This window comes from Aureimonas sp. AU22, assembly GCF_001463745.1.
Lineage (GTDB): Bacteria > Pseudomonadota > Alphaproteobacteria > Rhizobiales > Rhizobiaceae > Aureimonas.
This window is the reverse complement of record NZ_BBWJ01000036.1, coordinates 1-24,443: the sequence shown is the minus strand read 5'-3', so window position 1 is coordinate 24,443 and position 24,443 is coordinate 1. Positions and strand designations below refer to the sequence as shown.

The window sequence follows — 24,443 nt, the reverse complement described above, 5'->3', positions numbered from 1 at the left end:
CACCAAGACCATGCTGGATACGCCCTCCTCCCTGAACGCCGAAGTGCAGACCATCCTGTCCGAGCTCGGCGTCCCGCAGGCCGCCTTCACGGGCGGCTCGCGCCGCGTCGTCTCGCCGGTGGACGGCTCCGTCCTCGCCTCTGTTCCCATGGTGGAAACCGGCGCCGTCGGCGATGCGATCGGCCAGGCCCATGCCGCCTATCTCGCCTGGCGCACCGTCCCGGCGCCCCGTCGCGGCGAGCTGGTCCGGCTCCTCGGCGAGGAGCTGCGCACCCACAAGGAAGCGCTCGGCCGCCTCGTGAGCCTCGAAGTCGGCAAGGCGCCGTCCGAAGGCCTCGGCGAAGTCCAGGAGATGATCGACATCTGCGACTTCGCGGTCGGCCTGTCGCGCCAGCTCTACGGTCTCGTGATCCCGTCCGAGCGCGCCGACCACAAGCTCACCGAGCAGTGGCACCCGATCGGCGTCGTCGGCGTCATCTCGGCCTTCAACTTCCCTGTGGCCGTGTGGTCCTGGAACGCGGCGCTCGCCTTCGTCTGCGGCGACGCCGTGGTCTGGAAGCCGTCCGAGAAGGCCCCGCTCACCGCGATCGCGGTGCAGGCGATCTTCGAGAAGGCGGCGGCCCGCTTCGGTGACGTGCCGGCCGGCCTGTCCACGCTTCTGGTCGGCGAGCGCGAGGTCGGCGAGGCGCTGGTGGACGATCCCCGCGTGCCCGTCGTCTCGGCCACGGGCTCGACCCGCATGGGCCGCGCGGTGGGTGAGCGCCTCGCCCGCCGCTTCGCCCGCGCCATCCTCGAGCTCGGCGGCAACAACGCCTCCATCGTCACGCCCTCGGCCGACCTCGATCTCGCCCTGCGTGCCGTCGCCTTCGGTGCGATGGGCACCGCGGGCCAGCGCTGCACCACCATGCGCCGCCTGATCGTTCACGAAACCGTCTACGACACGCTCGTTTCGCGTCTGAAGCGGGTCTACGCCAACATCTCCGTCGGCAACCCGCTGACTTCCGATGCGTTGGTCGGCCCGCTGATCGACGGCGCGGCCTTCGAAGGCATGGGCAAGGCGCTGGCGGCGGCCAAGGCCGCGGGCGGCACGGTCACGGGCGGCGAGCGCGTCGACGTCAACGGCGACGCTTCGTTCTACGTGCGCCCGGCGCTGGTCGAGATGCCGTCGCAGACCGGACCCGTGGTGGAAGAGACCTTCGCCCCGATCCTCTACGTCCTCAAGTATCGCGACCTCGACGAGGCGATCGCGCTGCAGAACGGCGTGCCCCAGGGCCTGTCGTCGTCGATCTTCGGCACCGACATGCGCGAGGTGGAGCGCTACCTGTCCGCCGGGGGTTCGGACTGCGGCATCGCCAACGTCAACATGGGCACGTCCGGTGCCGAGATCGGCGGCGCATTCGGCGGCGAGAAGGAGACCGGCGGCGGCCGCGAGAGCGGTTCGGACGCCTGGAAGGCCTACATGCGCCGCCAGACCAACGCCATCAACTACGGCCATTCCCTGCCGCTGGCTCAAGGCGTGAAGTTCGACGTGGACGGGGGCTCGGCCGAGGCATGAGCGCGCTTCTCCAGCCTGAGACGCGCGCGTTCCAGCCGGCGGCCCGCATCGGCTCGATCGGCGTCTCGGAGATCCTGAAGATCACGGCCAAGGCAGGCGCGCTCAAGCGCGCCGGCCGACCCATGATCATCCTGGGCGCCGGCGAGCCCGACTTCGACACGCCCGACAACGTCAAGGAAGCCGCCATCCGCGCGATCCGCGCGGGGGCCACCAAGTACACCGCGCTCGACGGCACGCCCGAGCTGAAAGAAGCGGTGCGCCGCAAATTCGAGCGCGAGAACGGTCTGCGCTTCGCGCAGGACGAGGTGACCTGCGGCGCGGGCGCCAAGCAGATCCTGTACAACGCCTTCATGGCGACGCTGTCGGCCGGCGACGAGGTCGTCATCCCGACCCCGTACTGGACGAGCTACAGCGACATCGTGGCCATCGCCGGCGGCAAGCCGGTGCTGGTTCCCTGCGGCCCCGAGAACGGCTTCCGGCTTCGGCCGGAGCAGCTCGAGGCGGCGGTCACGCCGCGCACGCGCTGGCTTCTCCTGAACTCGCCGTCGAACCCTTCCGGCGCGGCCTACGACGCCGACCAGCTGAAGGCGCTCGCCGACGTCGTGCGGCGGCACGCGCAGGTCTGGGTCATGTCGGACGACATGTACGAACACATCCTCTACGACGGGCTCGCCTTCGCGACGTTCGCGGGCGTCGCGCCCGATCTTGCGGACCGCACGCTGACCGTCAACGGGGTATCCAAGGCCTACGCGATGACCGGTTGGCGGATCGGCTACGGCGGCGGTCCGGCCGACCTCATCAAGGCCATGGCGGTGGTCCAGAGCCAGGCGACGTCCTGCCCCTCCTCCGTCAGCCAGGCGGCGGCGGTCGAAGCGCTCGACGGCCCGCAAGGGGTGGTCGCCGAGCGGCGCGATGCGTTCCGGCGTCGGCGCGACCTCGTGGTCGCCGGGCTCAACGCGGTGCCCGGCATCGACTGCCCGGTGCCGCAGGGCGCGTTCTACACCTTCGCCTCGTGCGCCGGCCTTCTCGGCTCGCGCACGCCGGACGGGCGTGTGATCGCCACCGACCGCGACTTCACGGACTATCTCTTGGAGGCGGACGTCGCCGTGGTGCCGGGCTCCTGCTTCGGCCTCGAGCCCTTCTTCCGCATCTCCTACGCGACATCGGAAACCGAGCTCTCCACCGCGCTCGCCCGGATCGCCGGGGCGTGCGAGCGCCTTCACCGCGATTGAGCGCTGCGAGCAGCCGTTCCGTTTCTCGGCACGGCTGTTCGCTCGCAGTCCCCCCGTTCCCGCACTCGACCTTTCAGGTCGCCGCGCCAGCTTCCCGTCCGACTGGAACAGGAACACGCGCGTGGCAGACGGTTCGAAGACGGTGGTCTATGCGGCGCTCGCCGGCAATTTCCTGATCGCCGTCACCAAGTTCGCGGCGGCCTTCGTCACCGGCTCGTCGGCCATGCTCAGCGAAGGCGTCCACTCGCTGGTCGACACCGGCAACGAAGTGCTTCTCCTCTACGGCATGCGCCGGGCGGAGAAGCCGGCCGACCGCACGCATCCGCTCGGGCACGGGCGCGAACTCTATTTCTGGAGCTTCATCGTCGCCCTCCTGGTCTTCGCGCTCGGGGCGGGCGTGTCGATCTACCAGGGCATCCACCACATGATGGACCCCGAGCCGATCGAGAGCCCCGGGTGGAACTACGCCGTGCTCGGCGCCTCCTTCCTCTTCGAAGGCTTTTCATGGGTCGTCGCGCTGCGCGAGTTCCGCCGGCAAAAGGGCTCCGCCGGCTACATCGAGGCGATCACCCGCAGCAAGGACCCGACCACCTTCACCGTCCTGTTGGAGGACAGTGCGGCGCTCGCCGGCCTCGTCATCGCCTTCGCCGGCATCTTCCTCGCCGAACGCCTCGGCATGCCCGAGCTCGACGGTCTGGCCTCGATCGGCATCGGCCTCCTGCTGGCAGGCGTCGCGATCTTCCTGGCGCGCGAGAGCAAGGGGCTCCTCATCGGGGAACCGGCCCTGCCGGCAGTCCAGGCGTCGATCCTGCGGATCGCGGAAGCCGATCCGGCCATCCGCAAGGCGAACGGCGCCATCACGACCCATCTCGGTCCCCGCCAGATCGTGGTCGCCCTCAGCGCCGAGTTCGAGGACCACATGACCGCGCCCGAAATCGAAGCCTGCGTTCAGCGGATCGAGACCCGCGTGAGAGCCGAGCAGCCAGACGTGACGACGCTCTTCGTCAAGCCTCAGACGGCCGGAACCTGGGCGCAGCGCGCCCGGTCCATCGCCGACGGTTGAGTGACGAGCGTCACGCGAACTCCAGGATCACGAAATCCGCCGCAAGGCTCTCGCCGACGCTCGCGTGCACGGCCGCGATCGTGGCGGCCTTCGGGGCGCGCAGGTTGTTCTCCATCTTCATCGCTTCCACTGTGCCGACAACCTGCCCGGCCTCCACACGATCGCCCGTCTTCACGTGGAGCTGCGTCAGAAGGCCCGGCATCGGGCAGATCAGGAAGCGCGACAGGTCCGGCGGCTCCTTGGCGATCATGTGCCGCGACAGCTCGAAGACGCGCGGTCGGGACACGCAAATCTCATGCGTCTTCCCTCGCGTGGTGATCGCGGCGCCACGCAAGGTCGGTGCGATCCGCATCCATAGCGCTTCGCAGTCGACCGTCGATCGCGCCATCGCCTCGCCGAACCGCCAGTCGAGAGCCGCGCGGACGGCCGCCGCGCCGTCGATCGAAACCGCGCGATCGGGCCCGTCGCCGGAGACGGCGATGTCGAAGCAGCGTTCGCCGATCTGGCTCATCCACCGCCGCGATGGGCGCAGCGCAGACCCGAGCTGCCCGTCGATCGCGGCATCGCGCTCGGCCCGCATCAGCGTGGCCAGCACGGCCACGACGGCGAGGTGACGCGCCAATGGCTCGCCGGGCTCCACACCCCCAAAACCCTCCGGATACGCCTCGGCGATGAAGCCGGTCGTCAGCGCCCCGGCCCGGAACCGCTCGTGCTGCATGATGGCCGAGAGGAAATCGATGTTGTTGCCGAGGCCCGAAAGCTCGAACCGGTCCAGCGCCTCCACCTGCGCGTCGATCGCCGCCTCACGCGTCTCGCCGTGGGTCACCAGCTTGGCGATCATCGGGTCGTAGAACATCGAGACCTCGCTGCCTTCCACGACTCCGTCGTCCACCCGCACGCCCGCGCCGGCCTCCGGCGGGCGGTAGCGCGACAGGCGCCCCGTCGAGGGCAGGAAGCCGCGATAGGGATCCTCTGCATAGACGCGCGTTTCGATCGACCAGCCGTCGAGGCGAACGTCGTCCTGGCCGATCCGCAGCTTTTCACCGGCGGCGACCCTGATCATCTCCTCCACGAGATCGAGCCCCGTCACCATCTCGGTCACCGGATGCTCCACCTGAAGACGCGTGTTCATCTCCAGGAAATAGAAGCTCTTTCCGCTCGTGTCGGCGCCCGAGACGATCAGTTCCACCGTACCCGCCGAATGGTAGCCGACGGCCTTGGCGAGAGCCACGGCCTGCTCGCCCATGGCGCGGCGCATCTCCGGCGTGACGAAGGGCGACGGCGCCTCCTCCACCACCTTCTGGTGCCGCCGCTGGATCGAGCACTCGCGCTCGCCGAGATAGAGGACGGTGCCGTGCCGGTCGCCGAGCACCTGGATCTCGATATGGCGCGGGCTCTCGATGAACTTCTCGATGAACACGCGGTCGTCGCCGAAGCTCGCCAGCCCCTCGCGCTTCACCGCCTCGAAGCCCTCGCGCACGTCGCTTTCGTTGAAGGCGAGCCGCATCCCCTTGCCGCCACCGCCGGCCGAGGCCTTCATCATCACGGGAAAGCCGATCTCGGCGGCGATGCGCACCGCGTCCTCGGTGCTCTCGATCTCGCCGAGGAAGCCCGGCACCACGTTGACGCCGGCAGCCTTTGCCAGTTTCTTCGACTGGATCTTGTCGCCCATGGCCGCGATGGCGCCCGGCGGCGGGCCGACGAAGGCGATGCCGGCCTCCTCGCAGGCGCGTGCGAAGCTCTCGCGCTCCGACAGGAAGCCGTAGCCGGGATGGATGCACTCCGCCCCCGTCGCGCGCGCCGCGTCGAGGATCAGGTCGGCGCGCAGATAGCTCTCGGCGGCCGGCGCCGGCCCGAGCCGCACCGCCTCGTCGGCCATCAGCACATGCGGCGCGCGGGCGTCGGCATCGGAATAGACCGCGACGGTGGCGAGCCCCATGCGCTTGGCCGTGCGCATGACGCGGCAGGCGATCTCGCCGCGATTGGCGATCAGGATCTTCTGGAACAAGGAGATGAGCCTTTACTCTGCGTCGCGGCGCGCGGTGGAGGGATCGGACGACGCCTCCGCCGGCGGCATGTTGTGGCCGAGAAGGCGAAGCACCTCGCCAGCCGCCTCGATGAGATTGGTGCCGGGCCCGAAGATCGCGGAGACCCCCGCCCGACGAAGCGCGTCGTAGTCCTGCGCCGGAATGACGCCGCCCGCGACGACCTTGATGTCCGCCCGCCCGGCCTCCGCGAGCCGTTCGATCAGTTCGGGAATCAGCGTCTTGTGGCCGGCCGCGAGCGACGAGGCGCCGACGACGTCCACCTGCCGTTCCACCGCCAGCGCCGCCGCCTCGGCCGGCGTCTGGAACAGCGGCCCCGGCACGATCTCGAAGCCGAGATCGCCGAACATCGAGGACACGAGATTGGCGCCCCGGTCGTGCCCGTCCTGCCCCATCTTGGCGACCAGCATGCGCGGGCGACGGCCGAGCCGGCGCTCCGTCGCTGAGACCGCGTCGGTCAGCCGCGTCCAGCGCGGATCGTCCGCATAGGCGCCGCCATAGATGCCCTTCACCGGTTGCGGGTGGGTGTCGAAGCGTCCGAACACGTCCTCCATCGCGGCGGAGATCTCGCCGAGCGTCGCGCGCGCACGGGCGCAGTCGACCGCAAGCTCCAAGAGGTTGCCGCCGCCCTTCGCACCCTCGCGCAAGGCATCCAGCGCCGCCGTGACCGTCACTTGGTCGCGCTCCGCCTTGACCTGGCTGATCCGGCGCACCTGCGCCTCGCGCACGGCGTGGTTGTCGACGTCCAGGATCTCGATCGCCGCTTCGGCTTCCAGCCGATAGCGATTGACGCCGACGATGACGTCCTCGCCGCGGTCGACCCGCGCCGCCTTGGCGGCAGCGGCCTCCTCGATCATCGCCTTCGGCCAGCCCGCCGCGACCGCCTTGGCCATGCCGCCCTCTGCGCGGATGCGCTCGATCAGCGCCCAGGCTCCGTCCACGAGCGCCTTCGTGAGGCTCTCGACGTAGTAGCTGCCGCCGAGCGGATCGACGACCCGGGTCATCCCCGTCTCTTCCTGCAGCACAAGCTGCGTGTTGCGGGCGATGCGGGCGGAAAAGTCGGTCGGGAGCGCGATCGCCTCGTCCAGAGCGTTGGTGTGGAGCGACTGCGTGCCGCCGAGCATCGCGGCCATGGCCTCGATCGTGGTGCGCATGACGTTGTTGTACGGATCCTGCTCGGTCAACGAGACGCCCGACGTCTGGCAATGCGTGCGCAGCATCTTGGAGCGCTCGTCGCGGGCGCCGAGTTCCGTCATCGCCCGGTGCCAGAGAACGCGCGCCGCCCGAAGCTTCGCCACCTCCATGAAGAAGTTCATGCCGATTGCGAAGAAGAAGCTCAAACGTCCTGCGAAAGCATCGATATCGAGGCCGGACGCCACGCCGTAGCGCACGTATTCCATGCCGTCGGCGATGGTGAAGGCGAGCTCCTGGAGCTGCGTCGCCCCTGCCTCCTGCATGTGGTAGCCGGAGATCGAGATCGAATTGAACCGCGGCATCTCGCGGCTCGTGTAGGCGAAGATGTCCGAGACGATCCGCATCGAGGGTTCGGGCGGATAGATATACGTGTTGCGGACCATGAACTCCTTGAGGATGTCGTTCTGGATGGTCCCGTCGAGCCGGGCGCGCGGCACGCCCTGCTCCTCGCCCGCCACGATGAAGAAGGCGAGCACGGGGATCACCGCCCCGTTCATGGTCATCGACACCGACATCTCGCCCAGCGGAATGCCGTCGAAGAGGATCTTCATGTCCTCCACCGTGTCGATCGCCACCCCGGCCTTGCCGACGTCGCCGTGGACGCGGGGATGGTCCGAATCGTAGCCGCGATGGGTGGCGAGGTCGAAGGCCACCGACAGGCCCTTCTGCCCGGCCTTCAGGTTGCGGCGGTAGAAGGCGTTGGATTCCTCGGCCGTCGAGAAGCCCGCATACTGCCGGATCGTCCAGGGCCGCCCGGCATACATCGAGGCGCGCGCGCCCCGGGTGAAGGGCGCGAAGCCCGGCAGGCCGGGATCCCAGCCGGCCGTATCCTCCGCCGTGTAGAGCGGCTTCACGGTGATGCCTTCCGGCGTCCGCCAGTCGAGGTCGCGGCCCTTCACCTCGCGTGCCGCGAGCGCTTCCCAGTCGGCCAGCGTCGGGCGTTCAATGTCCGCCATCGGGCGCCTCCATCAGTTCCACCAGAACGCCCCCCATGTCGCGCGGATGCAGGAAGACGATCCGCGTGCCGTGCGCGCCGATGCGGGGGCTCCCGAGCACCCGTGCGCCGGCGGCCGTGGCCTGCGCGATCGCCGCATCGAGATCGCCGACCTCGAAGCAGAGGTGATGCTGCCCGCCCGCCGGGTTGCGGGCGAGAAAACCGGCGACCGGCGAGGCGTCGTCCAGCGGCTCGATGAGTTCGATCTGCGTATTCTCCGCATCGACGAAGCAGACGCGCACCCCCTGCTCCGCGAGATCGAAGGGCTCGCCCACCGCCGCCGTGCCGAAGAGCCCCGCGTAGTGTTCGCGCGCGCGCACGATCGACGGCGTCGCGACGCCGACATGGTTCAATCGTCCGAACATGGCAGGACCTCCCATCCGCCGATCCGTCACAACGGGATGTTGTCGTGCTTCTTCCAGGGGTTCTCCAGCCGCTTGCCCCGCAGCTTGCGAAGCCCCAGCGCCACGCGGCGGCGCGTCGAATGCGGCATGATCACCTCGTCCACGAAGCCCTTCGAGGCCGCAACGAACGGGTTGGCGAAGCGGCGTTCGTATTCCGCGGTCCGCTCCGCGATCTCCTCCGCGCTCCGCCCCCGGAAGATGATCTCCACCGCTCCCTTGGCGCCCATCACCGCGATCTCAGCAGTGGGCCAGGCGTAGTTCAGATCGCCGCGCAGGTGTTTGGAGGCCATCACGTCGTACGCGCCGCCATAAGCCTTGCGGGTAATCACGGTGATCTTCGGCACCGTCGCCTCGGCATAGGCGAAGAGGAGCTTGGCGCCGTGCTTGATGATGCCGTTGTGCTCCTGCGCGACGCCCGGCAGGAAGCCCGGCACGTCCACGAAGGTGACGATCGGGATCTCGAACGCGTCGCAGAAGCGCACGAACCGCGCGGCCTTCTTCGATGCCGATATGTCGAGGCAGCCGGCCAGCACGGTGGGCTGGTTGGCCACGAGACCGACCGTGCGCCCCTCGATCCGTCCGAAGCCCACGATGATGTTGCCCGCATGGTTCGGCTGGATCTCGAAGAACTCGCCTTCGTCCACGACCTTACCGACCAGCTCGTGCATGTCGTAGGGCTGGTTGGCGTTCGGCGGAATCAGCGTGTCGAGGCCCGGCTCCGTCCGGTCGAACGGGTCCGGGCTCGGGCGCACCGGCACGCCGGTGCGGTTCGACGCCGGCAGGAAGCCGATGAAGTCGCGCGCGGCGAGAAGCGCCTCGATGTCGTTGGCGAAGGCTCGATCCGCGACCGAGGATTTCGTCGTGTGCGTCACCGCACCGCCGAGGTCCTCCTGGCTGACGACCTCGTTGGTCACCGTCTTCACGACATCCGGCCCGGTGACGAACATGTAGGACGAGTCCTTCACCATGAAGATGAAGTCGGTCATCGCCGGCGAGTAGACGGCACCGCCCGCGCAAGGCCCCATCACGAGGCTGAGCTGGGGCACGACACCGGACGCCAGAACGTTGCGCTGGAACACCTCGGCATAGCCGCCGAGCGAGGCGACGCCCTCCTGGATACGGGCGCCGCCCGAATCGTTGAGTCCGATCACCGGCGCGCCGACCCGCAACGCCATGTCCATGATCTTGCAGATCTTGGCGGCGTGCCGTTCCGACAGCGAGCCGCCGAACACGGTGAAGTCCTGGGAGAAGACGAAGACGAGACGGCCGTTGACGGTCCCCGAGCCCGTAACCACCCCGTCGCCCGGCACGACCTGCGTCTCCATGCCGAAGTCGGTGCAGTTGTGCTCCACGAACATGTCGAGCTCCTCGAAGGAGCCCTCGTCCAGAAGCACGTCCAGCCGCTCGCGTGCGGTCAGCTTGCCCTTGGCGTGCTGGGCGGCGATGCGCCGCTCGCCCCCGCCCTGCCGCGCGGCCTCCCGGCGGCGTTCGAGTTCCTGGATCGTCGACGACATGGCGGTCCTCCCAACCCCTGCAGGATGACGGAAGGCCGGAGGTTCCCGCAACCCAAGATGCCGCGAACCGGAGAAACTCGCGATTCGCTCCCCCGGCATATCAAATCAGCGGCACAGGCGACCATGGCCGAGAGCGACGGATCGCAACACGAAGGAGCGAAAGGCATCGTTTCGAAGCGAAGCAAGGCTTAATCGCGCGGGACTCGGGGTCCGCTGCGCCCTACAACGGGAAAACCACCTGCCCCACATGCCGGCCCAGCCCTTGCCACAGCAATCCCCCCTTCTCCGTCCCTTCCGCAGCGCCGACTTCCGTCTTCTCTGGTCCGCCGTCCTCGTCTCCAACCTCGGCGGCCTCATCCAGGCCGTCGGCGCCGGATGGATGATGGCGAGCATCGCCACGTCCGATGACATGGTGGCCCTCGTCCAGACCGCGACGACCCTTCCCATCATGATCTTCTCGCTGGCCGCCGGGGCGCTCGCCGACAGCTTCGACCGCCGCCGCGTCATGCTGGTGGCGCAGGGGCTGATGATGGTGGCGTCGGTCGCGCTCGCCGTCCTCGCGATCCAGGGATGGATCACGCCATGGCTTCTCCTCTTCTTCACCTTCCTGATCGGCTGCGGTACCGCGCTCCACAATCCCTCCTGGCAGGCCTCGATCGGCGATCTCGTATCGCGCTCGGACATCCCGTCGGCCGTCACGCTCAACTCGATGGCCTTCAACCTGATGCGCAGCATCGGGCCGGCGATCGGCGGCCTTCTCGTCGCCGCCGTCGGAGCGGCGGGCGCCTTCGCCCTGAACGCCGTCAGCTACGTGCCGCTGATCGCGGCGCTCGTCCGCTGGGGCTACCGTCGCCAACCCTCCGCGCTGCCGCGCGAGGCGTTTCCGCACGCCGTGTCGTCGGGCCTTCGCTTCGTCGCCATGTCGCCGAACCTTCTCACCGTCATCGGCCGAGCCTTCCTGTTCGGCGTCGGCGCGGTGTCGATCCTGGCACTCCTGCCGCTCGTCGCGCGCGATCTCGTGGCGGGCAACGCGGCGACCTTCGGGCTTCTTCTCGGCAGCTTCGGCGTCGGCGCGATTGGCGGAGCACTCCTGAGCACACGGCTTCGCAACGCCTGCACCAGCGAGACCATCGCCCGGATCGGCTTCCTGACTTTCGGCATCAGCGCCGCGCTCGTCGCCGGCAGCCGGCAGACCTGGCTCACCGCCCTCGCCCTGATGCCGGCCGGCGCCGCCTGGGTGCTGGCGCTGTCGCTCTTCAACGTCACGGTGCAGCTGTCCACCCCGCGCTGGGTGGTGGGGCGGGCTCTATCGATCTACCAGACCGCCACCTTCGGCGGCATGGCGTTGGGAAGCTGGATCTGGGGCCTCGTCGCCGCCGCGCGCGATCCCTCGACCGCGCTCCTCTACGCCGGCGCTCTTCTGGCCGTCGGCGCGGCGATCGGCCTGCGATACGCCATCCCCGCCCTCGTCGCCCTCGACCTCGATCCGCTCGACCGCTTCAAGGAGCCGGAACTGCGCCTCGACCTCGCCTCTCGAAGCGGTCCGATCATGGTGCTGGTGGACTACGAGATCGCGATCGAGGACGTCCCGGCCTTCCTCGCCGTCATGGCCGAGCGACGCCGCGTGCGTATCCGCGACGGGGCGCGGCAATGGTCGCTCCTGCGCGATCTGGAGAACCCGGAGGTCTGGACCGAGACCTACCACGTCCCGACCTGGGTCGAGTACGTCCGCCACAACACCCGGCGCACCAAGGCCGATGCCGACGTCTACGATCGCTTGCTGGCGCTCCATCGCGGCGTCGGGCGCCCGCGCGTCCATCGCATGATCGAGCGGCAGACCGTGCCCGTCGCCGACGACATGCCCATCAAGCCGCATCCGGAAATTCCGTGACGGCGCTTCAGCGCGCCGGTCCCTTGATCGACGGGCCGGCGAGCGCCTTGCGCCGGGCGGCGGACTTGCGCGTGTCGCGCTCGATACGCGCGTCGCGCTCACGATCCGCCTGAAGCCGCGCCGCCTTCAGCCGCTCGGTCTTCTCGCGCACCGTCTCGCCGTCGCCCGGCCGCTTCTCGTCGCTCATGGGGGTTCTCGAAATGCCGTGCCGACGGTTCAGGCCGCGAGCCGCTCTGCGATCGTGTGAAGGGTCTTCGCCACGATGGACGGGAGGTAGGGCTTGGGGAAGAACATTCCGTTTTCCGGCAGTTCCTCGGCCTTCACCCGAATATGCCCGGAGGCGACGATGATGCCCATCGGCGGCCAGCGATCGCGAACGGCGTGGGCAAGCCGCAGGCCGTCCATCGATCCCGGCATGTCGACATCCGTGAACAGCACGCGGATGTCGTCGTGCCTCTCCAGGAGCCGGATCGCCTCGTCCGCGTTCGACGCGCCGTAGGCCGTGAAGCCGGCGTCCTCCACCATGTCGAGGGCGTCGAGGAGCAGCAACGGCTCGTCCTCCACCACGAGGATGGCGAAGCGGGAGCGATCGAATGGTCTGATCATGCGGCTTCGGCTCAAGCTGGCTCTTGACGCTCCGCGGCGAGCGAACCGTCGAGGTGGTAGACGAGTCCGGACGCGGCGAACACGATGGTCGCCTGTCCCTGGAAGTAGCCGGGAACGACCCGTTCCGTTAGCCGTGAACCGAAACCGCGACGTTCCGGTTCCACCACGGGCGGGCCACCCTCTTCCTTCCAGGCGAACCGGAACCGCTCGCCGTCTGCAACATCCCACGAGATGGTAACGAAACCCTCACCGGTCGACAGCGCGCCGTACTTCGTCGCGTTCGTTGCGAGTTCGTGGATCGCCAGCGCGAGCCCGAGGGCTTGGCGCGCGCCGAGGTCCACCGGCAGGCCCGCCATCCTGAACCGATCGGGAGTATCGGCATGCGGCGCGATCGACGACGTGACGATCGTCCGGACGTCGGACGCTGCCCAGTCGGTGGCGGTCAGCATGTCCTGGGCGCGCGCCAGGGCCTGGATGCGTGCCGAAGCCATGTCGGCCGCGTCCTTCGGGTCGGTGGCGTTGCGAAGGCTCTGCGAGACCATCGCCTGGACCATCGCCAGCGTGTTCTTCATCCGGTGCGAAAGCTCGCGCTGCAGAACCCGCTGCTGCCTCTGCTGGCGCTGGCTTTCCTCGAGGTGCGCCTTTTGCTGCAGCAGGAGGTCCTCATTCAGCGCGCGCTCGGCCTCGAGCCGTTCGACGGCGCTGTGCATCGCATGGATCAGGAGAATATCCACTCCTACGACGAAGACGTAGAAGGCGACCGCGATGCGGACGGGCGGGCTGAAGTCGAAGGTCTCGAACGGCGGGATGAACCAGTACCAGGCGGCAAGCCCGCATGCGGCGGCGCAGGCGAGCCCCGGCGCGGAACCCGCGAAGAAGGCCGTCAGGATCACGGCGGGAAAGAAGGTGAGGTACGGAAAGCCGGCCGGCAGCGCATGATCGAAGGCGAAACGCAGGATCAGCGCCGCCGCAAACGCGACGATCGCCAGCCCCCAGGCGCGCGCGGGGCACCGGCGCACCCATTTTGCCGCTTCGAACACCATTCCCCGCCGGTTCCCCATTCAGCCAGTCGAGGCCCTCTATCGCGTACCGCCACCGAGCGCCAGAACGACGAGCATCGCAGCCCGGAAAAGGCTTTCGTACAAGGAGCCGTGATCGGATTTCGACAGGCGATCGGCCGCCTTCGCCCGACACGAACCGGCTGAGCCCGAGGCGAGACGAGCTCGGCCCTTTTCCGCGACGCGAACGTCGCGTTGCGTCCGAACATCGGAGCGCATCGAATGACCGCGATGAAAACGTGTGCCGGTCCATATCAGCTCGACGGGTCGTAACGCCGAACCGGGCTTAAAATTCTATCGAAATGGTAGATTTAGAAATGGCGTTCGTCGCGTCGGGTCCATCAGCCTGTTAGGCTCGCGCCTCAGGCAACGACCGCGCTCCGCAGGCTCGGTCCAGACGAGCGGTGGATCACGCATGGTCAGTGCCTCCGGGTCTCCCATTCCTGCCCCATCGGCTTCCGGCCTTCCGGAAACCGGAAACGCCCCATCATCCCGACCGAGTGCCCCGCGCCCGCCGGCGGAGCGCATCGTGATCGTCGGCGGCGGCGCCAGCGGCGTCCTTGCGGCCGCGCACCTTCTTCGGCTCCCCGGCCGCCGCTTCGAGGTCACGATCGTCGAGCCGAGCGAAGGCATCGGCCGGGGCCTCGCCTATTCCACGGACGATCCGGGGCACCTCCTCAACACGCGCGCCGGGAACATGAGCGCCTTCGAGGACGATCCGCAGCACTTCTGGCGCTGGCTCGCCGAAAGCGGCCACGCGGCCCGCGCCCGGCTCGAAGGCCCGTTCTCGTTCGCGCCGCGCGTCCTCTATCGCAGCTATCTCTGCGACCTCGTACGCTACTGGCTGGCAGACGGCGGCGACGGTCGCCTGCGCATCGTGCGCGAGACCTGCACCCGCATCACGGAAACCCCGCGCGGTGTCGCCGCGACACTGTCGTCCGGGATCGTCGAAACGGCGGACCGTGCGATCGTCGCCATCGGTCACGCCCTGACAGCGAAACACTCGCCCTACGACAACGCCTGGTCCTCGCCGGACGAACTGGGGATCGCCGACGACGACGATGTCCTGATCCTCGGGACCGGTCTCTCGATGATCGACAACGTCGCATCGTTGCATCGACGCGGCCATCGCGGGCGGATCGTGGCCCTGTCGCGCCGGGCGCTCCTGCCGCGCGTGCACGCGCCGACCTCCCCGCTGCAGCTCGATACGGCCGACATCCCGCTCGGCACCGGTCCCGCCTACTTCCTGCGCTGGCTCCGCCGCACGATCCGCTGGGCACAAACCGAGGGCCGCGACTGGCGCGAGGTCATGGACGCGGTGCGCCCGCATGCGAGCACCATCTGGGACGCGATGCCGGCCGACGGTCGAGCCCGCTTCCTGCGGCATGGCCGAACCCTCTGGGATATCCACCGCCACCGGATGCCGCCGGAGATGGCGTCGTTGATGGATGAGGTCCGGGCAAGCGGTCTGCTCACGCTCGTCGCGGGCCGCCTCGTCGAAAGGACCGGGGAGAACGGCCGTTGCCGCGTCGCGATCCGCCGCCGGGCCGGCGGGCACGAGTCCCTCGTCGTGGATCGCATCATTGATTGTACCGGCGTCCTGCGGCGCCCCGAGGCAGACGGGACGGGCCTCGTCGGCAGCCTTCTGGCGTCGGGAACGGCTCGCGAGGATACGCTCGGTCTCGGCCTCGACGTCGCGGCGGACTGCGCCCTCGTCGACCGCGCCGGCCTCCCCTCGCGCCGTGTCTTCGCCGTCGGTCCCGTGACCAAGGCGCGCTTCTGGGAGATCACCGCGGTTCCGGACATTCGTGCGCAGGCCCGGCGGCTGGCGACGCGTCTCGCCGATGTCGCGGACGCCGCCCAAGCAGAGGCCTGAACCGGCGAAGGCCGGATCGCTCCGCCAAGCCCTCGCCTAGACTCAGGCGCTTTCGTCGATGAGGCGCGGGTCCACGGAGCGGATGTCCTGGAAGGCTAGGCCCACGAGGTTCTCCATCGCGCTGCGCGCGCCTTCCGCGTCTCCCGTCGCGATGGCATTCAGCACCTTGGCATGTTCTGGAACCGGATCGCGCGGCATGCGCCCGTCCCGCGATTTGAACAGCGTCGTCCAGCGCACGGCGGCGGCGATGCCGCTCGCCAGCGTTCCCAGTGCCTCGTTCTGCGTCGCTCGCAGGATGGTCTCGTGGAACACGCGGTCCGCGTTGCGGCCTTCCTCGACGCCGAGGCCGTGCCGCCCCATGAGATCGAGCGCGGCGCGAAGCTCGGCGAGATCGCCCTTCGTATGGCGCAGGGCGGCCAACCCGGCGGCGGCCGGCTCGACGATCCGCCGCAGTTCGAACAGCTCGCGCACGAAGGCCGGCGGCGGCGGCCCGTTCTCGAAGATCCAGCGAAGGATGTCGGGATCGAGGAAGTTCCAGGTGCTCCGCGCGTTGACGCGCGTCCCCGCCTTGGGACGACTGCTGACGAGCCCCTTGGCCGCGAGGATTCGAACCGCCTCGCGATAGGCCGTGCGTGACACGCTCAAGCGTTCGCTGAAGTCGACCTCGTTGGCCAGGAGATCTCCCGGCGCATAGACCCCGGTCAGGATCGCCGTTCCGATCTCCTGGGCGATCGATCCATGCAATCTCTGCGAGCGGCCGCGCCGAACGCCCCTGTCGCTTGTGTTGGTCTCGCTTGCCGGCACCCGAATTCCGCTCCCGTCGGAGACGAATCTCCAGTCCTGCGTAAACCCTTACCACGAATAACGGAGTGGACGACGAGACAGGCCGCCTTGGCAAGCCGTCCCGACGGTGAAACCGCTGCGCTGTGCGCCGTTGGGCCTCGGCAAGGCAAAATCTGTTGCCATCGTTCGCCGGGGGGGCCAAAGAAACGAGACGGAGGCAGCGTCTCCGACCGCGACCAGGGATTGCAATGACTTCAGACGCACAGGACCCCGCCGCCACCGAAGCCCAGGGCGACGTTTCGCCCGTCACGCCTCGGGGACGCGCCGTCCTCATCGTCGGCATGCATCGCAGCGGCACCTCGGCGCTCGCGGGGATGATGAGCCATCTCGGCATCGACGTGCCGGGCGAACTGATCCCGCCCGCTTTCGACAATCCGAAGGGCTTCTTCGAGAACCGGCGTTTCGTGCAGTTCGACGACCGCCTGCTCGGCGAGATCGGCTTCGCCTACGACGATGCGGTGCGAATTCCCGCAGACGCGTTCCGTTCGGCTGCGGCCGAGAGCGCCGTCGAGCGCCTGCGCCGCTTGGCTTTGAACGAACTGGGCGACGCGCCGGCGGTGCTCGTCAAGGATCCGCGCATCTGCCGTCTCCTGCCGATCTGGATTCCGGCAATCGAGGCCGCCGGCCGCGCCGTGTCCACGCTTCACCCCTTGCGCGATCCGTTCGAGGTGGCGCAGTCGCTGGCCAAGCGCAACGAATTTCCGATGGAGAAGGGTCTGCTCCTCTGGCTCTCGCATGTGCTGGCGGCCGAGCGCGACTCGCGCGGGCGCCCCCGCTCCTTCATGATGTTCGATGCCGTGATGCGCGATTGGCGCGCCGTGGCCGCCCGCATCGCCGACGATCTCGATCTCGCGTGGCCGCGCTCCTTCGAGGAAGCCGCGCCCGCGATCGAGGACTTCCTCTCCAGCGACCTGCGCCATCACGCGGCGGACCGACGCCCCCCGGCCGCGCCCGGCACCCTGGAGGCTCTCGTCGACGAGACGTGGGGCGCTCTCGATGCGCTGATCGCCAACGCGGACGACCCGAGCGCCCTTGCACGACTGGATGCCGTATCCGCCACGCTGGATCTCGCGGAGGGTATCTTCCGCGGCTACGTCCACGGCACCAACCGGCTTCTCGGCGCGCGCTACGATCGCATCGATGCGCTCGAACAGCATGCCGCGCACATGGACCACGTTTCCCAGGCGCACGAAGCGGAGACCGACCGCTGGCGTATCCATGCGGAGTTTCTGACCACCGAACGGGACTCGCTGCGCAAGGTGGGCGAACAGCTTCGCGACGATCGCGACCGGCTGGAGACGGCATGGCAGATGTCGCAAGCCAGCCTCCAGCAGGTGCTGGGCTCGTTCAGCTGGCGCGCCAGCGCTCCCATCCGGCGCCTCGCCGAGCGCGTCTCGCCTTCGACGCGCACCCGCCTTCGCTCCGGCCTTCGTCCCGCCGTGCGCCTCGTGCGCGGTATGGTGCGGCCTCGCCCGGCGACGCTTCCGGTCCTTGAGCGCCGCGCCGGCGCGTCCGACGATGGTGCGGCCACGGACGGCCGGCAGCACTACACCGAGCAGGAGGTCCGTCAGGCCGAGGCGATCCTGAACAGTCCCTTCTTCGATCCAGCGTTCTATTCCGGCGAAGCGGGCGTTCGCCTGTCCGGCCTCGATGCGGCCCTCCACTACATCACCGTCGGCGAGGCGGCCCGCCACCGCCCCTCGCCGCGCTTCGATCCGCGCTTCTACGCCGTCCGCTATCCCGATCTTGCGGAAGCGGTTCCGAGCCTCCTGGTGCATTTCGTCCTGCACGGCGCCGCGGAAGGCCGTGCCGGCGTCTCGGCCGCGGCCGCCATGGCCTATCCCACCGCCATGCTCGATCCGGCCCGCCGCACGGTCCTCGTGATCGCCCACGAGGCCTCGCGCACGGGCGCGCCGATCCTCGCCTGGAACGTCGCCGAGCGCCTCCATCGCACCCACAACGTCGTCACGCTGATCATGGCGGGCGGCGAGTTCCAGGAGAACTTCGTCCACGCCTCGGATGTCGCGCTCGGGCCGGTCGGCCGCCCCGCCTGCTTCGACCCGCACGAGGCCGAGGCGGTGATCGACGAGATCACCCGGCGCTACCGCATCGATTTCGCCATCGCCAACAGCGTCGAGACCCGCAACTACGCCGTCGCGCTTGAGCGCGCGGGCGTTCCAGCGATCGCGCTGGTGCACGAGTTCTCGACCTATTACCGCCCACCCGGCTTGCTGCACGATCTCTACGAGACGGCGTCCCGCCTCGTCTTCCCCGCCCGCGTCGTCCACGAGGTCTCGCGACTGGAATACGAGGCCGTGCGCAAGCGGTCATGCGACATCGTTCCGCAAGGCCCCTCCGTGGTGCCGAAAGTCGCGAACGCCAAGGCCAAGGGTGCGGTCAACGATCCCGCGCTCCTGACCGTCCTGCGCCCGCCCGGCTTCGAGGACGCGTTCCTTGTGCTCGGCATGGGAACGGTGCAGCAGCGCAAGGGCGTCGATCTCTTCGTCGCCGCCGCGCTCGCCGCCCGCAACGCCGCGCCCGACCGCAAATTCCGCTTCCTCTGGATCGGCCACGGCTACAAGCCGACCGAAGACCTGAACTTCTCCGTCTATGTCCAGGCGCAGATCGAGCTGTCCGGCCTCGACGACTGCCTCGCGATCATCGACAACGTCGCCGATCTCGAGCCGGTCTATGAGCGCATGGACGCGCTGCTCCTGCCCTCGCGCCTCGACCCCCTGCCCAACGTGTCGATCGACGCGGCGCTGCGGGGCGTGCCCGTGGTGTGCTTCGACGGGGCGACCGGCATGTCCGACATCCTGAATGAGGGCGGCGCCGCCCGCTCGCTCGTCGTGCCCCATCTCGACGCCCATCTGGCGGGCGCCGAACTCGCCCGCCTCGCCACCGACCGCACCCACTACGACGCCGTCTCGGCCGATCTCTCCGCCATCGCCCGCCGCACCTTCGACATGGACGTCTATGTCGCGCGCCTCGCCGCCCTCGGCGAAGACGTGGTCGCCGCCGCCGAGCGAGCCCGCGGGGATCGCGCGGCGATCGCCGCCGAGCCGGACCTCTTCGACCGCGACTTCTACACCGGCGAGGTCCACCCGACGATGGACCGCGACGCCGCGCTCGACCATTATGTCGCCGCGTCCGCCCGGCGCACACGCGGCCGCGCGCCCGAGGCCTACGCCTATCCGCGTCGTCCCGTGCCCGGCTTCAACCCGCTGCGCTTCGAGGCCGAGCACCCCGCCGTGGCCAACGATCCGCTGGCGCACTACGCCGCGCTCGGCCGGCCGGACGGCCCCTGGCGGCACGCGGTGATCCGCGCCGATGCGCCCGCCCCGGCGCCACCGGCCGGCCTCAAGCTCGCGCTGCACGGACATTTCCACTATCCCGAGCTCCTGCCGGAGTTCCTGAAGCGCCTGTCGGCCAACACGCTGCCTTGCGATCTCTTCCTGACGACGGATACGACGGAGGCCCTCGCCTCCCTGCGCGGTGCCAGCCACGGCTATCGCAACGGTCGCGTCGAGCTCCTGCAGGTGTCCAATCGCGGCCGCGACATCGCGCCCTTCCTCTCCGCGCTCGGCCGCGAAACGCTCGGCGCCTACGACCTCGTCGGCCATCTCCACGGCAAGCGCAGCCTCCACACGCGAGGCGCCGACGCCACCTATGGCGAGCGCTGGCGCACCTTCCTGTGGGAGCATCTCCTCGGCGACCGCTATCCCATGGTCGACCGCATCGCGGCCGCCTTCGCCGCCGACCCGGCGCTCGGCCTCGTCTTCCCCGAGGATCCCAACATCGTCGGCTGGGACGGCGGTCGCGAGGCGGCCGAACGGCTCGGCGCACGCATGGGGCTTCCGCTGCCGCTTCCCCATGCCTTCGACTTCCCCAACGGCACCATGTTCTGGGCGCGCCCGGCCGCGCTCGAGCCGCTCTTCGCCCTGAACCTCTCGGCCGAGGACTATCCCGCCGAGCCGCTGCCGAAGGACGGCACGCTGCTTCACGCGCTGGAACGCCTCATGCCCTTCGCGGCGGAGGCCGCCGGCTATCGGTTCGCGACGACCCTCGTCCCCGGTTCGGTTCGCTAGAGGGCCGCGCGAGGTGAGGATTTGAAGCGATGATCGGCATCTTCGGGGCCAACGGCTTCATCGGCCGCCATCTCGTGGCGCGGCTCGCCCGGGGGCCGGAGCGCGTGCGCGCCGTCTCGCGCCATTTCGATCCCGCCTTCCTCGCCTCGCTGCCGCGCGAGGTGGAGGTGGTGCAGGCCGATTTCGCCGACGACATCGCCATGGCCTCGGCGCTCACCGACGTGCGCGTCGTCGTCCAGCTCGTCTCGACCTCCTCGCCCGGCCTGCAGAATCGCTACGCCGTCAGCGACATCCGCGACAACGTGCTGCCGCAGGTCTCCTTCCTCGAATCCTGCGTCGCGGCGAAGATCGAGCGCTACGTCTTCCTGTCCTCCGGCGGCACGGTCTACGGCCAGCCGCAGACGCTGCCGATCCCCGAGACCCATGAGGCGCGCCCGCTCTCCTCCCACGGCATGACCAAGCTGGTGGTCGAGCAGTACATCGACATGTACGGCCGGCTGCACGCCATGCCCTACGTCACGCTGCGCGTCGCCAATCCGTTCGGGCCGGGCCAGACCTTCCGCAAGGGCCAGGGCCTCATCCCCGCCCTCCTCCAGCGCCACGCGCAGGGGCTGCCCGTGCGCATCATCAACGGCGGCCAGGCGATCCGCGACTTCCTCTATATCGACGACCTCGCGGACGCCGTCGCCGCCGCCATCGCCTCGCCGGCGGCCGCCATGCGCACGATCAACATCGGCTCAGGCGAAGGCCGTCGCATCATGGACGTGATCGAGGCCGTCGAGCACGTCCTCGGCCAGCGCTTCGCCCGCGAGGACGGCGGCCACCGCGATTCGGACGTCGACGCCAACGTCCTCGACATCACCCTCGCCCGCGACCTCCTCGGCTGGTCGCCGAAGACGCCGTTCATGGACGGGCTGCGGCTGACGCTGCGTGGCTGAGTTACCGTTCCAGCTTCGCACGAGCTTCGCTGCAGTGCGACATTGCGGCAACGCCGAAAAGGACGCGCACGGGTTGCAGCTGCCGCGATATGCCATAGGCGACAATGGACGACGTTTCCCAGGCCAATCCACGCCGTGGTGCAACGTTAAACGTTTGTTTTCTTATTAAAATTTTCTGTTATCCAGATAACCGACCGCCCGGTTGCCTCTGCGGCAGAAAACTCCCTTGGTTTTGCAACGGCTTAGATCCTGTTGCCCGGCTGCATCACCGTTTTCGGCCGGCAGCCATTGGTTGATAATCCGCCTTGCCTGTCCATTTCCGGCCGTGCATAGCTTCCCCCAGCATTCTCGTCACTTTGGGCGTGGCGGGGGGGCGACTACAGGGAGGGTGCGCGGTGTGCACGCCCGCGCCCTGCCTTTCACTGGGGCTCCTAGGAGAACACATGGCTAACTACACCTTTGACGGCTCGTCCTCGCAGACGATCGCTTTCAACACCACGACCGACACGCTCGTGTTCGCCGTTGCGCCGCGCAACGTCGCGAACGTCGTTGTTGATCGCGACGCGTTCACGGTGACCTTCATCACCGCTACCGGTGCGTCGCTGACGCTGACGGGTGTGGATGTTGCGAACTTCAACGCGACGAACTTCCAGTCGATCACCGCTTTCGACTTCGGCACGGATGGCGATGACACCGGCGCTGACGCACTGTCCGGCGCGATTGTTCTCGGCTTCGATGGCGACGACAGCATCACCGGGACGGTCAACTTCGGCAAGCTGTTCGGCAACGAAGGCAACGACACTATTGTTGGCGCCGGGCTCGAGAGCCTCGTGGTCTACGGTGGCGCTGGCGACGACTCGATTACCGGCATCGGCAACGCTTCGGTCGTTTACGGTGGTCTGGGCGAAGACACGATCTCGGCTGTCGGCGCAACCGCAGCTGTGACCATCTACGGCGGCAACGGCAACGTCGACGCTGACGACGGCGCTGACTCCATCACCGGCGGCGACGGCAATGATCTGCTCGTCGGCAACGCTGGTGACGACACGCTGACGGGCGGCCTCGGTAACGACACCATCTACGGTGGCCAGGGCGCTGACAGCATCCTCGGCGGCGACGGCAACGACGTCCTGTTCGGTAATCTCGGCCGTGACACCATCAGCGGTGGCGCCGGCAACGACACCATCTACGGCGGCCAGGACAACGACAGCATCGACGGCGGCGCTGGCGATGACCTGCTGTTCGGCAACCAGGGCAACGACACGATCCTGGGCGGCGGTGGTGCCGACACGATCTACGGCGGCCAGGGCGACGACAGCATCACGGCGACCGGTCTGACCGGTGAGTCCGTGATCTACGGCGGCATCGGCGCGGATACGATCGCTGCGTCCGTGACGGGTGCTGAAGCCAACGCCGTCATCTACGGCGGCAGCGGCCTGGGCGACACCGTCGATGGTGGTGACACGATCTCGGTGTCGATCACCGGCACGGATGCGACCGCGACCATCTACGGTCTCGGCGGTGATGACAGCATCACCGTCACGGGCACGGGTAATGCGTCGGTGTTCGGTGGCGTCGGCAACGACACCATCGTCGTGACGGGTTCGGGCGTCCACTCGCTGACGGGTGGCGAAGGTGAAGACACCTTCGACTTCTCGGGCTACACGTTCGTTGCGCCGACCGCTACCAATGTTGTCTCCATCACGGATATGACGTTCGGTACTGACACGATCGATTTCACGGCGCAGGTTGCGGCTGTTTCGACGGTCACGGCTCCGGCGACTGTGTCGGCAATCAACAGCGCTGCCACCCTCGAGGCGGCTACGCTGCTGGCAATCGACGCTGGTGAAGGCACCAACGCTAACGGCACGCAGGTCGCCACGCTGTTCACCTATCAGGGTGAGAGCTACATCGTGTCGTCCGCCGTGGACAACGCGAACGCCGCTGCTGTTGGCGACATTGACGCCATCGTCAAGGTCACCGGTTTCCAGGGCACGATCGACGTCGGCTCCTTCGCCTAAGACCTCTATCAAATGCCTTCGAGAGGGGCGGCTATTGCCGCCCCTTTTGCTATGGAGGGGAAATAACTGTGGCTGAGCAGATCCTGTTCATCACCCTGGACTCATGCCGCTACGATACGTTCGCGGCAGGCCGAGTGCCGAACATCAAGGCACTTGCCCAACTCCACAAAGCGCAGTCACCGAGCTACTTCACCTACGGCTCCCATTCCGCGATGTTCGTCGGCTTCACGCCTGGCATCCCCGGAAGCGCCCAACCCTTTCTCGACCCCAAGTTCGGCAAGCTCTTCAAGCTGACCGGCGCCTCGTTTCCCGGTAAGGGCACCGAAGGCTACTCGCTCCAGGGCCGCAACATCGTCGAAGGCTTCCGTCGGCTCGGCTACACGACCATCGGCGCTGCCGCGATGGGCTGGTTCGACCCGGAAACCGCAACCGGCGTCCATCTCAGCGAGAGCTTCGAGCACTTTTTCTTTCCAGGCCCCTATCACTTGCGCCAGCAGCTCGCGTGGATCGACGAGCGACTGGACGAGGCCGAGGGCGACACCTTCACCTTCCTGAACGTCGGCGAGACCCATGTGCCCTATTGGCACGAAGGCGCGAACTGGTCGCCGGACGACAGTCCCTGCATCCCGTTCCAGACCGAGGACCGGTCGGACGACTGCCGCGTGCGGCAGACGGCCTGCCTCGAATTCGCCGACCGCCTGCTTGCCCCCCTCCTCCAGCGTCACATGGACGGAACGATCATCGTCTGCGGCGACCACGGCGACTGCTGGGGCGAAGACGGTCTTTGGGAGCACGGCATCATGCACCCGATGACGACGACGGTCCCCCTCCTCATTCGATACAAGGGACAGCCGGTCGCGAACGCCTTCGAAGGCGAGACGCCGCAGGAAGCTGCGAAGCAGAGCCTGTTCCGCCGCCTGCTCGCCCTGCGTTAGCATCAGCCGGGAGGTAAGGTGTGGTACGGGCGCTGCGAGCGCACCGTCACCGACGAAAAACTGTCCGCCCGCTTTCCCCCTTCATCGCGTCCCCCGGTAATCTCCTTCCCATCGCCGCCCCATCGAACAGGCGCGAATGATCACCGGGATCGTTCGGAGGGGTGGCGGGCGGTGTCCGCGACGCGT

17 protein-coding genes are annotated in these 24,443 nt (G+C 68.3%); 9 read left to right on the top strand and 8 right to left on the bottom strand.

Annotated features, from left to right (window positions below):
* Window positions 1–10 precede the first annotated feature (10 nt).
* From AUL34_RS12570 to AUL34_RS12560, 3 genes are all read left to right on the top strand, one after another.
* Window positions 11–1,555, top strand: a complete 1,545-nt coding sequence (locus AUL34_RS12570) for an aldehyde dehydrogenase family protein (RefSeq protein ID WP_061934310.1) — start codon at window positions 11–13, stop codon at window positions 1,553–1,555.
* Entirely contained in the window at window positions 1,552–2,787 is a 1,236-nt protein-coding gene (locus AUL34_RS12565; protein WP_061934308.1) for a pyridoxal phosphate-dependent aminotransferase, read from the top strand. Before AUL34_RS12570 ends, AUL34_RS12565 begins: the two co-directional genes overlap by 4 nt.
* A gap of 121 nt (window positions 2,788–2,908) precedes the next feature.
* Complete coding sequence (locus AUL34_RS12560) at window positions 2,909–3,850, top strand: cation diffusion facilitator family transporter (protein ID WP_061934306.1); 942 nt, start codon at window positions 2,909–2,911, stop codon at window positions 3,848–3,850.
* Window positions 3,851–3,860: 10 nt separating this feature from the next.
* Here AUL34_RS12560 and AUL34_RS12555 read toward each other — a convergent pair whose 3' ends face one another.
* The 4 genes from AUL34_RS12555 to AUL34_RS12540 are packed head-to-tail and all read right to left on the bottom strand — an operon-like array spanning window position 3,861 to window position 10,001.
* On the bottom strand, window positions 3,861–5,858 hold the full coding sequence (locus AUL34_RS12555) for an acetyl/propionyl/methylcrotonyl-CoA carboxylase subunit alpha (protein ID WP_061934304.1): 1,998 nt from the start codon (window positions 5,856–5,858) through the stop codon (window positions 3,861–3,863).
* A gap of 12 nt (window positions 5,859–5,870) precedes the next feature.
* Window positions 5,871–8,036, bottom strand: coding sequence for a methylmalonyl-CoA mutase (gene scpA, locus AUL34_RS12550; RefSeq protein ID WP_244492548.1), 2,166 nt, complete (start codon window positions 8,034–8,036; stop codon window positions 5,871–5,873).
* The gene (gene mce / locus AUL34_RS12545) at window positions 8,032–8,448 is read right to left on the bottom strand and encodes a methylmalonyl-CoA epimerase (RefSeq protein WP_061934299.1); all 417 of its coding nucleotides are present in this window, start codon (window positions 8,446–8,448) and stop codon (window positions 8,032–8,034) included. The genes scpA and mce overlap by 5 nt, the downstream gene beginning before the upstream one ends.
* 26 nt (window positions 8,449–8,474) lie before the next feature.
* The gene (locus AUL34_RS12540) at window positions 8,475–10,001 is read right to left on the bottom strand and encodes an acyl-CoA carboxylase subunit beta (protein WP_061934297.1); all 1,527 of its coding nucleotides are present in this window, start codon (window positions 9,999–10,001) and stop codon (window positions 8,475–8,477) included.
* 262 nt (window positions 10,002–10,263) lie between these two features.
* On the opposite strand from AUL34_RS12540, the gene AUL34_RS12535 reads away from it, so the two are divergent.
* Window positions 10,264–11,892 (top strand): MFS transporter, encoded by a 1,629-nt coding sequence (locus AUL34_RS12535; RefSeq protein ID WP_061934332.1) that lies wholly within the window; start codon window positions 10,264–10,266, stop codon window positions 11,890–11,892.
* A 7-nt stretch (window positions 11,893–11,899) separates the two neighbouring features.
* Here the strand turns inward: AUL34_RS12535 and AUL34_RS12530 are convergent, their stop codons facing one another.
* From AUL34_RS12530 to AUL34_RS12520, 3 genes are read right to left on the bottom strand one after another with little or no spacing between them, the layout of a single operon-like run.
* Window positions 11,900–12,079: a hypothetical protein gene (locus tag AUL34_RS12530; RefSeq protein ID WP_061934295.1), complete on the bottom strand. Its 180-nt coding sequence runs from the start codon at window positions 12,077–12,079 to the stop codon at window positions 11,900–11,902.
* A 29-nt stretch (window positions 12,080–12,108) separates the two neighbouring features.
* Window positions 12,109–12,498, bottom strand: a complete 390-nt coding sequence (locus AUL34_RS12525; protein ID WP_061934293.1) for a response regulator — start codon at window positions 12,496–12,498, stop codon at window positions 12,109–12,111.
* A gap of 11 nt (window positions 12,499–12,509) precedes the next feature.
* The gene (locus tag AUL34_RS12520) at window positions 12,510–13,541 is read right to left on the bottom strand and encodes a sensor histidine kinase (protein ID WP_061934292.1); all 1,032 of its coding nucleotides are present in this window, start codon (window positions 13,539–13,541) and stop codon (window positions 12,510–12,512) included.
* A gap of 544 nt (window positions 13,542–14,085) precedes the next feature.
* Between AUL34_RS12520 and AUL34_RS12515 the strand changes: the two genes are divergently transcribed.
* Window positions 14,086–15,432: an FAD/NAD(P)-binding protein gene (locus AUL34_RS12515; protein ID WP_061934290.1), complete on the top strand. Its 1,347-nt coding sequence runs from the start codon at window positions 14,086–14,088 to the stop codon at window positions 15,430–15,432.
* Between the two features lie 42 nt (window positions 15,433–15,474).
* Here the strand turns inward: AUL34_RS12515 and AUL34_RS12510 are convergent, their stop codons facing one another.
* Window positions 15,475–16,236 (bottom strand): FadR/GntR family transcriptional regulator, encoded by a 762-nt coding sequence (locus tag AUL34_RS12510; protein WP_061934288.1) that lies wholly within the window; start codon window positions 16,234–16,236, stop codon window positions 15,475–15,477.
* Between the two features lie 227 nt (window positions 16,237–16,463).
* Between AUL34_RS12510 and AUL34_RS12505 the strand changes: the two genes are divergently transcribed.
* The 4 genes from AUL34_RS12505 (at window position 16,464) to AUL34_RS12490 (ending at window position 24,257) form a co-directional block, all read left to right on the top strand.
* Window positions 16,464–20,363 carry a rhamnan synthesis F family protein gene (locus tag AUL34_RS12505; RefSeq protein WP_061934285.1) on the top strand — a complete coding sequence of 1,300 codons (3,900 nt, stop codon included), beginning with the start codon at window positions 16,464–16,466 and terminating at the stop codon, window positions 20,361–20,363.
* A 29-nt stretch (window positions 20,364–20,392) separates the two neighbouring features.
* Window positions 20,393–21,301: an NAD-dependent epimerase/dehydratase family protein gene (locus tag AUL34_RS12500; protein ID WP_061934283.1), complete on the top strand. Its 909-nt coding sequence runs from the start codon at window positions 20,393–20,395 to the stop codon at window positions 21,299–21,301.
* 443 nt (window positions 21,302–21,744) lie between these two features.
* Window positions 21,745–23,322 (top strand): calcium-binding protein, encoded by a 1,578-nt coding sequence (locus AUL34_RS12495; RefSeq protein ID WP_061934282.1) that lies wholly within the window; start codon window positions 21,745–21,747, stop codon window positions 23,320–23,322.
* A 68-nt stretch (window positions 23,323–23,390) separates the two neighbouring features.
* The gene (locus tag AUL34_RS12490; RefSeq protein WP_061934280.1) at window positions 23,391–24,257 is read left to right on the top strand and encodes a hypothetical protein; all 867 of its coding nucleotides are present in this window, start codon (window positions 23,391–23,393) and stop codon (window positions 24,255–24,257) included.
* The last annotated feature ends 186 nt before the right edge of the window (window positions 24,258–24,443 follow it).

Bases quoted from the DNA above. Each gene is read 5' to 3' on its own strand.
- AUL34_RS12565 (WP_061934308.1), top strand. From the start codon at position 1,552: ATGAGCGCGCTTCTCCAGCCTGAGACGCGCGCGTTCCAGCCGGCGGCC.
- AUL34_RS12505 (WP_061934285.1), top strand. From the start codon at position 16,464: ATGACTTCAGACGCACAGGACCCCGCCGCCACCGAAGCCCAGGGCGAC.
- mce (WP_061934299.1), bottom strand. From the start codon at position 8,448: ATGTTCGGACGATTGAACCATGTCGGCGTCGCGACGCCGTCGATCGTG.
- AUL34_RS12540 (WP_061934297.1), bottom strand. From the start codon at position 10,001: ATGTCGTCGACGATCCAGGAACTCGAACGCCGCCGGGAGGCCGCGCGG.
- AUL34_RS12570 (WP_061934310.1), top strand. From the start codon at position 11: ATGCTGGATACGCCCTCCTCCCTGAACGCCGAAGTGCAGACCATCCTG.
- AUL34_RS12530 (WP_061934295.1), bottom strand. From the start codon at position 12,079: ATGAGCGACGAGAAGCGGCCGGGCGACGGCGAGACGGTGCGCGAGAAG.
- AUL34_RS12500 (WP_061934283.1), top strand. From the start codon at position 20,393: ATGATCGGCATCTTCGGGGCCAACGGCTTCATCGGCCGCCATCTCGTG.
- AUL34_RS12520 (WP_061934292.1), bottom strand. From the start codon at position 13,541: ATGGTGTTCGAAGCGGCAAAATGGGTGCGCCGGTGCCCCGCGCGCGCC.
- AUL34_RS12495 (WP_061934282.1), top strand. From the start codon at position 21,745: ATGGCTAACTACACCTTTGACGGCTCGTCCTCGCAGACGATCGCTTTC.
- AUL34_RS12525 (WP_061934293.1), bottom strand. From the start codon at position 12,498: ATGATCAGACCATTCGATCGCTCCCGCTTCGCCATCCTCGTGGTGGAG.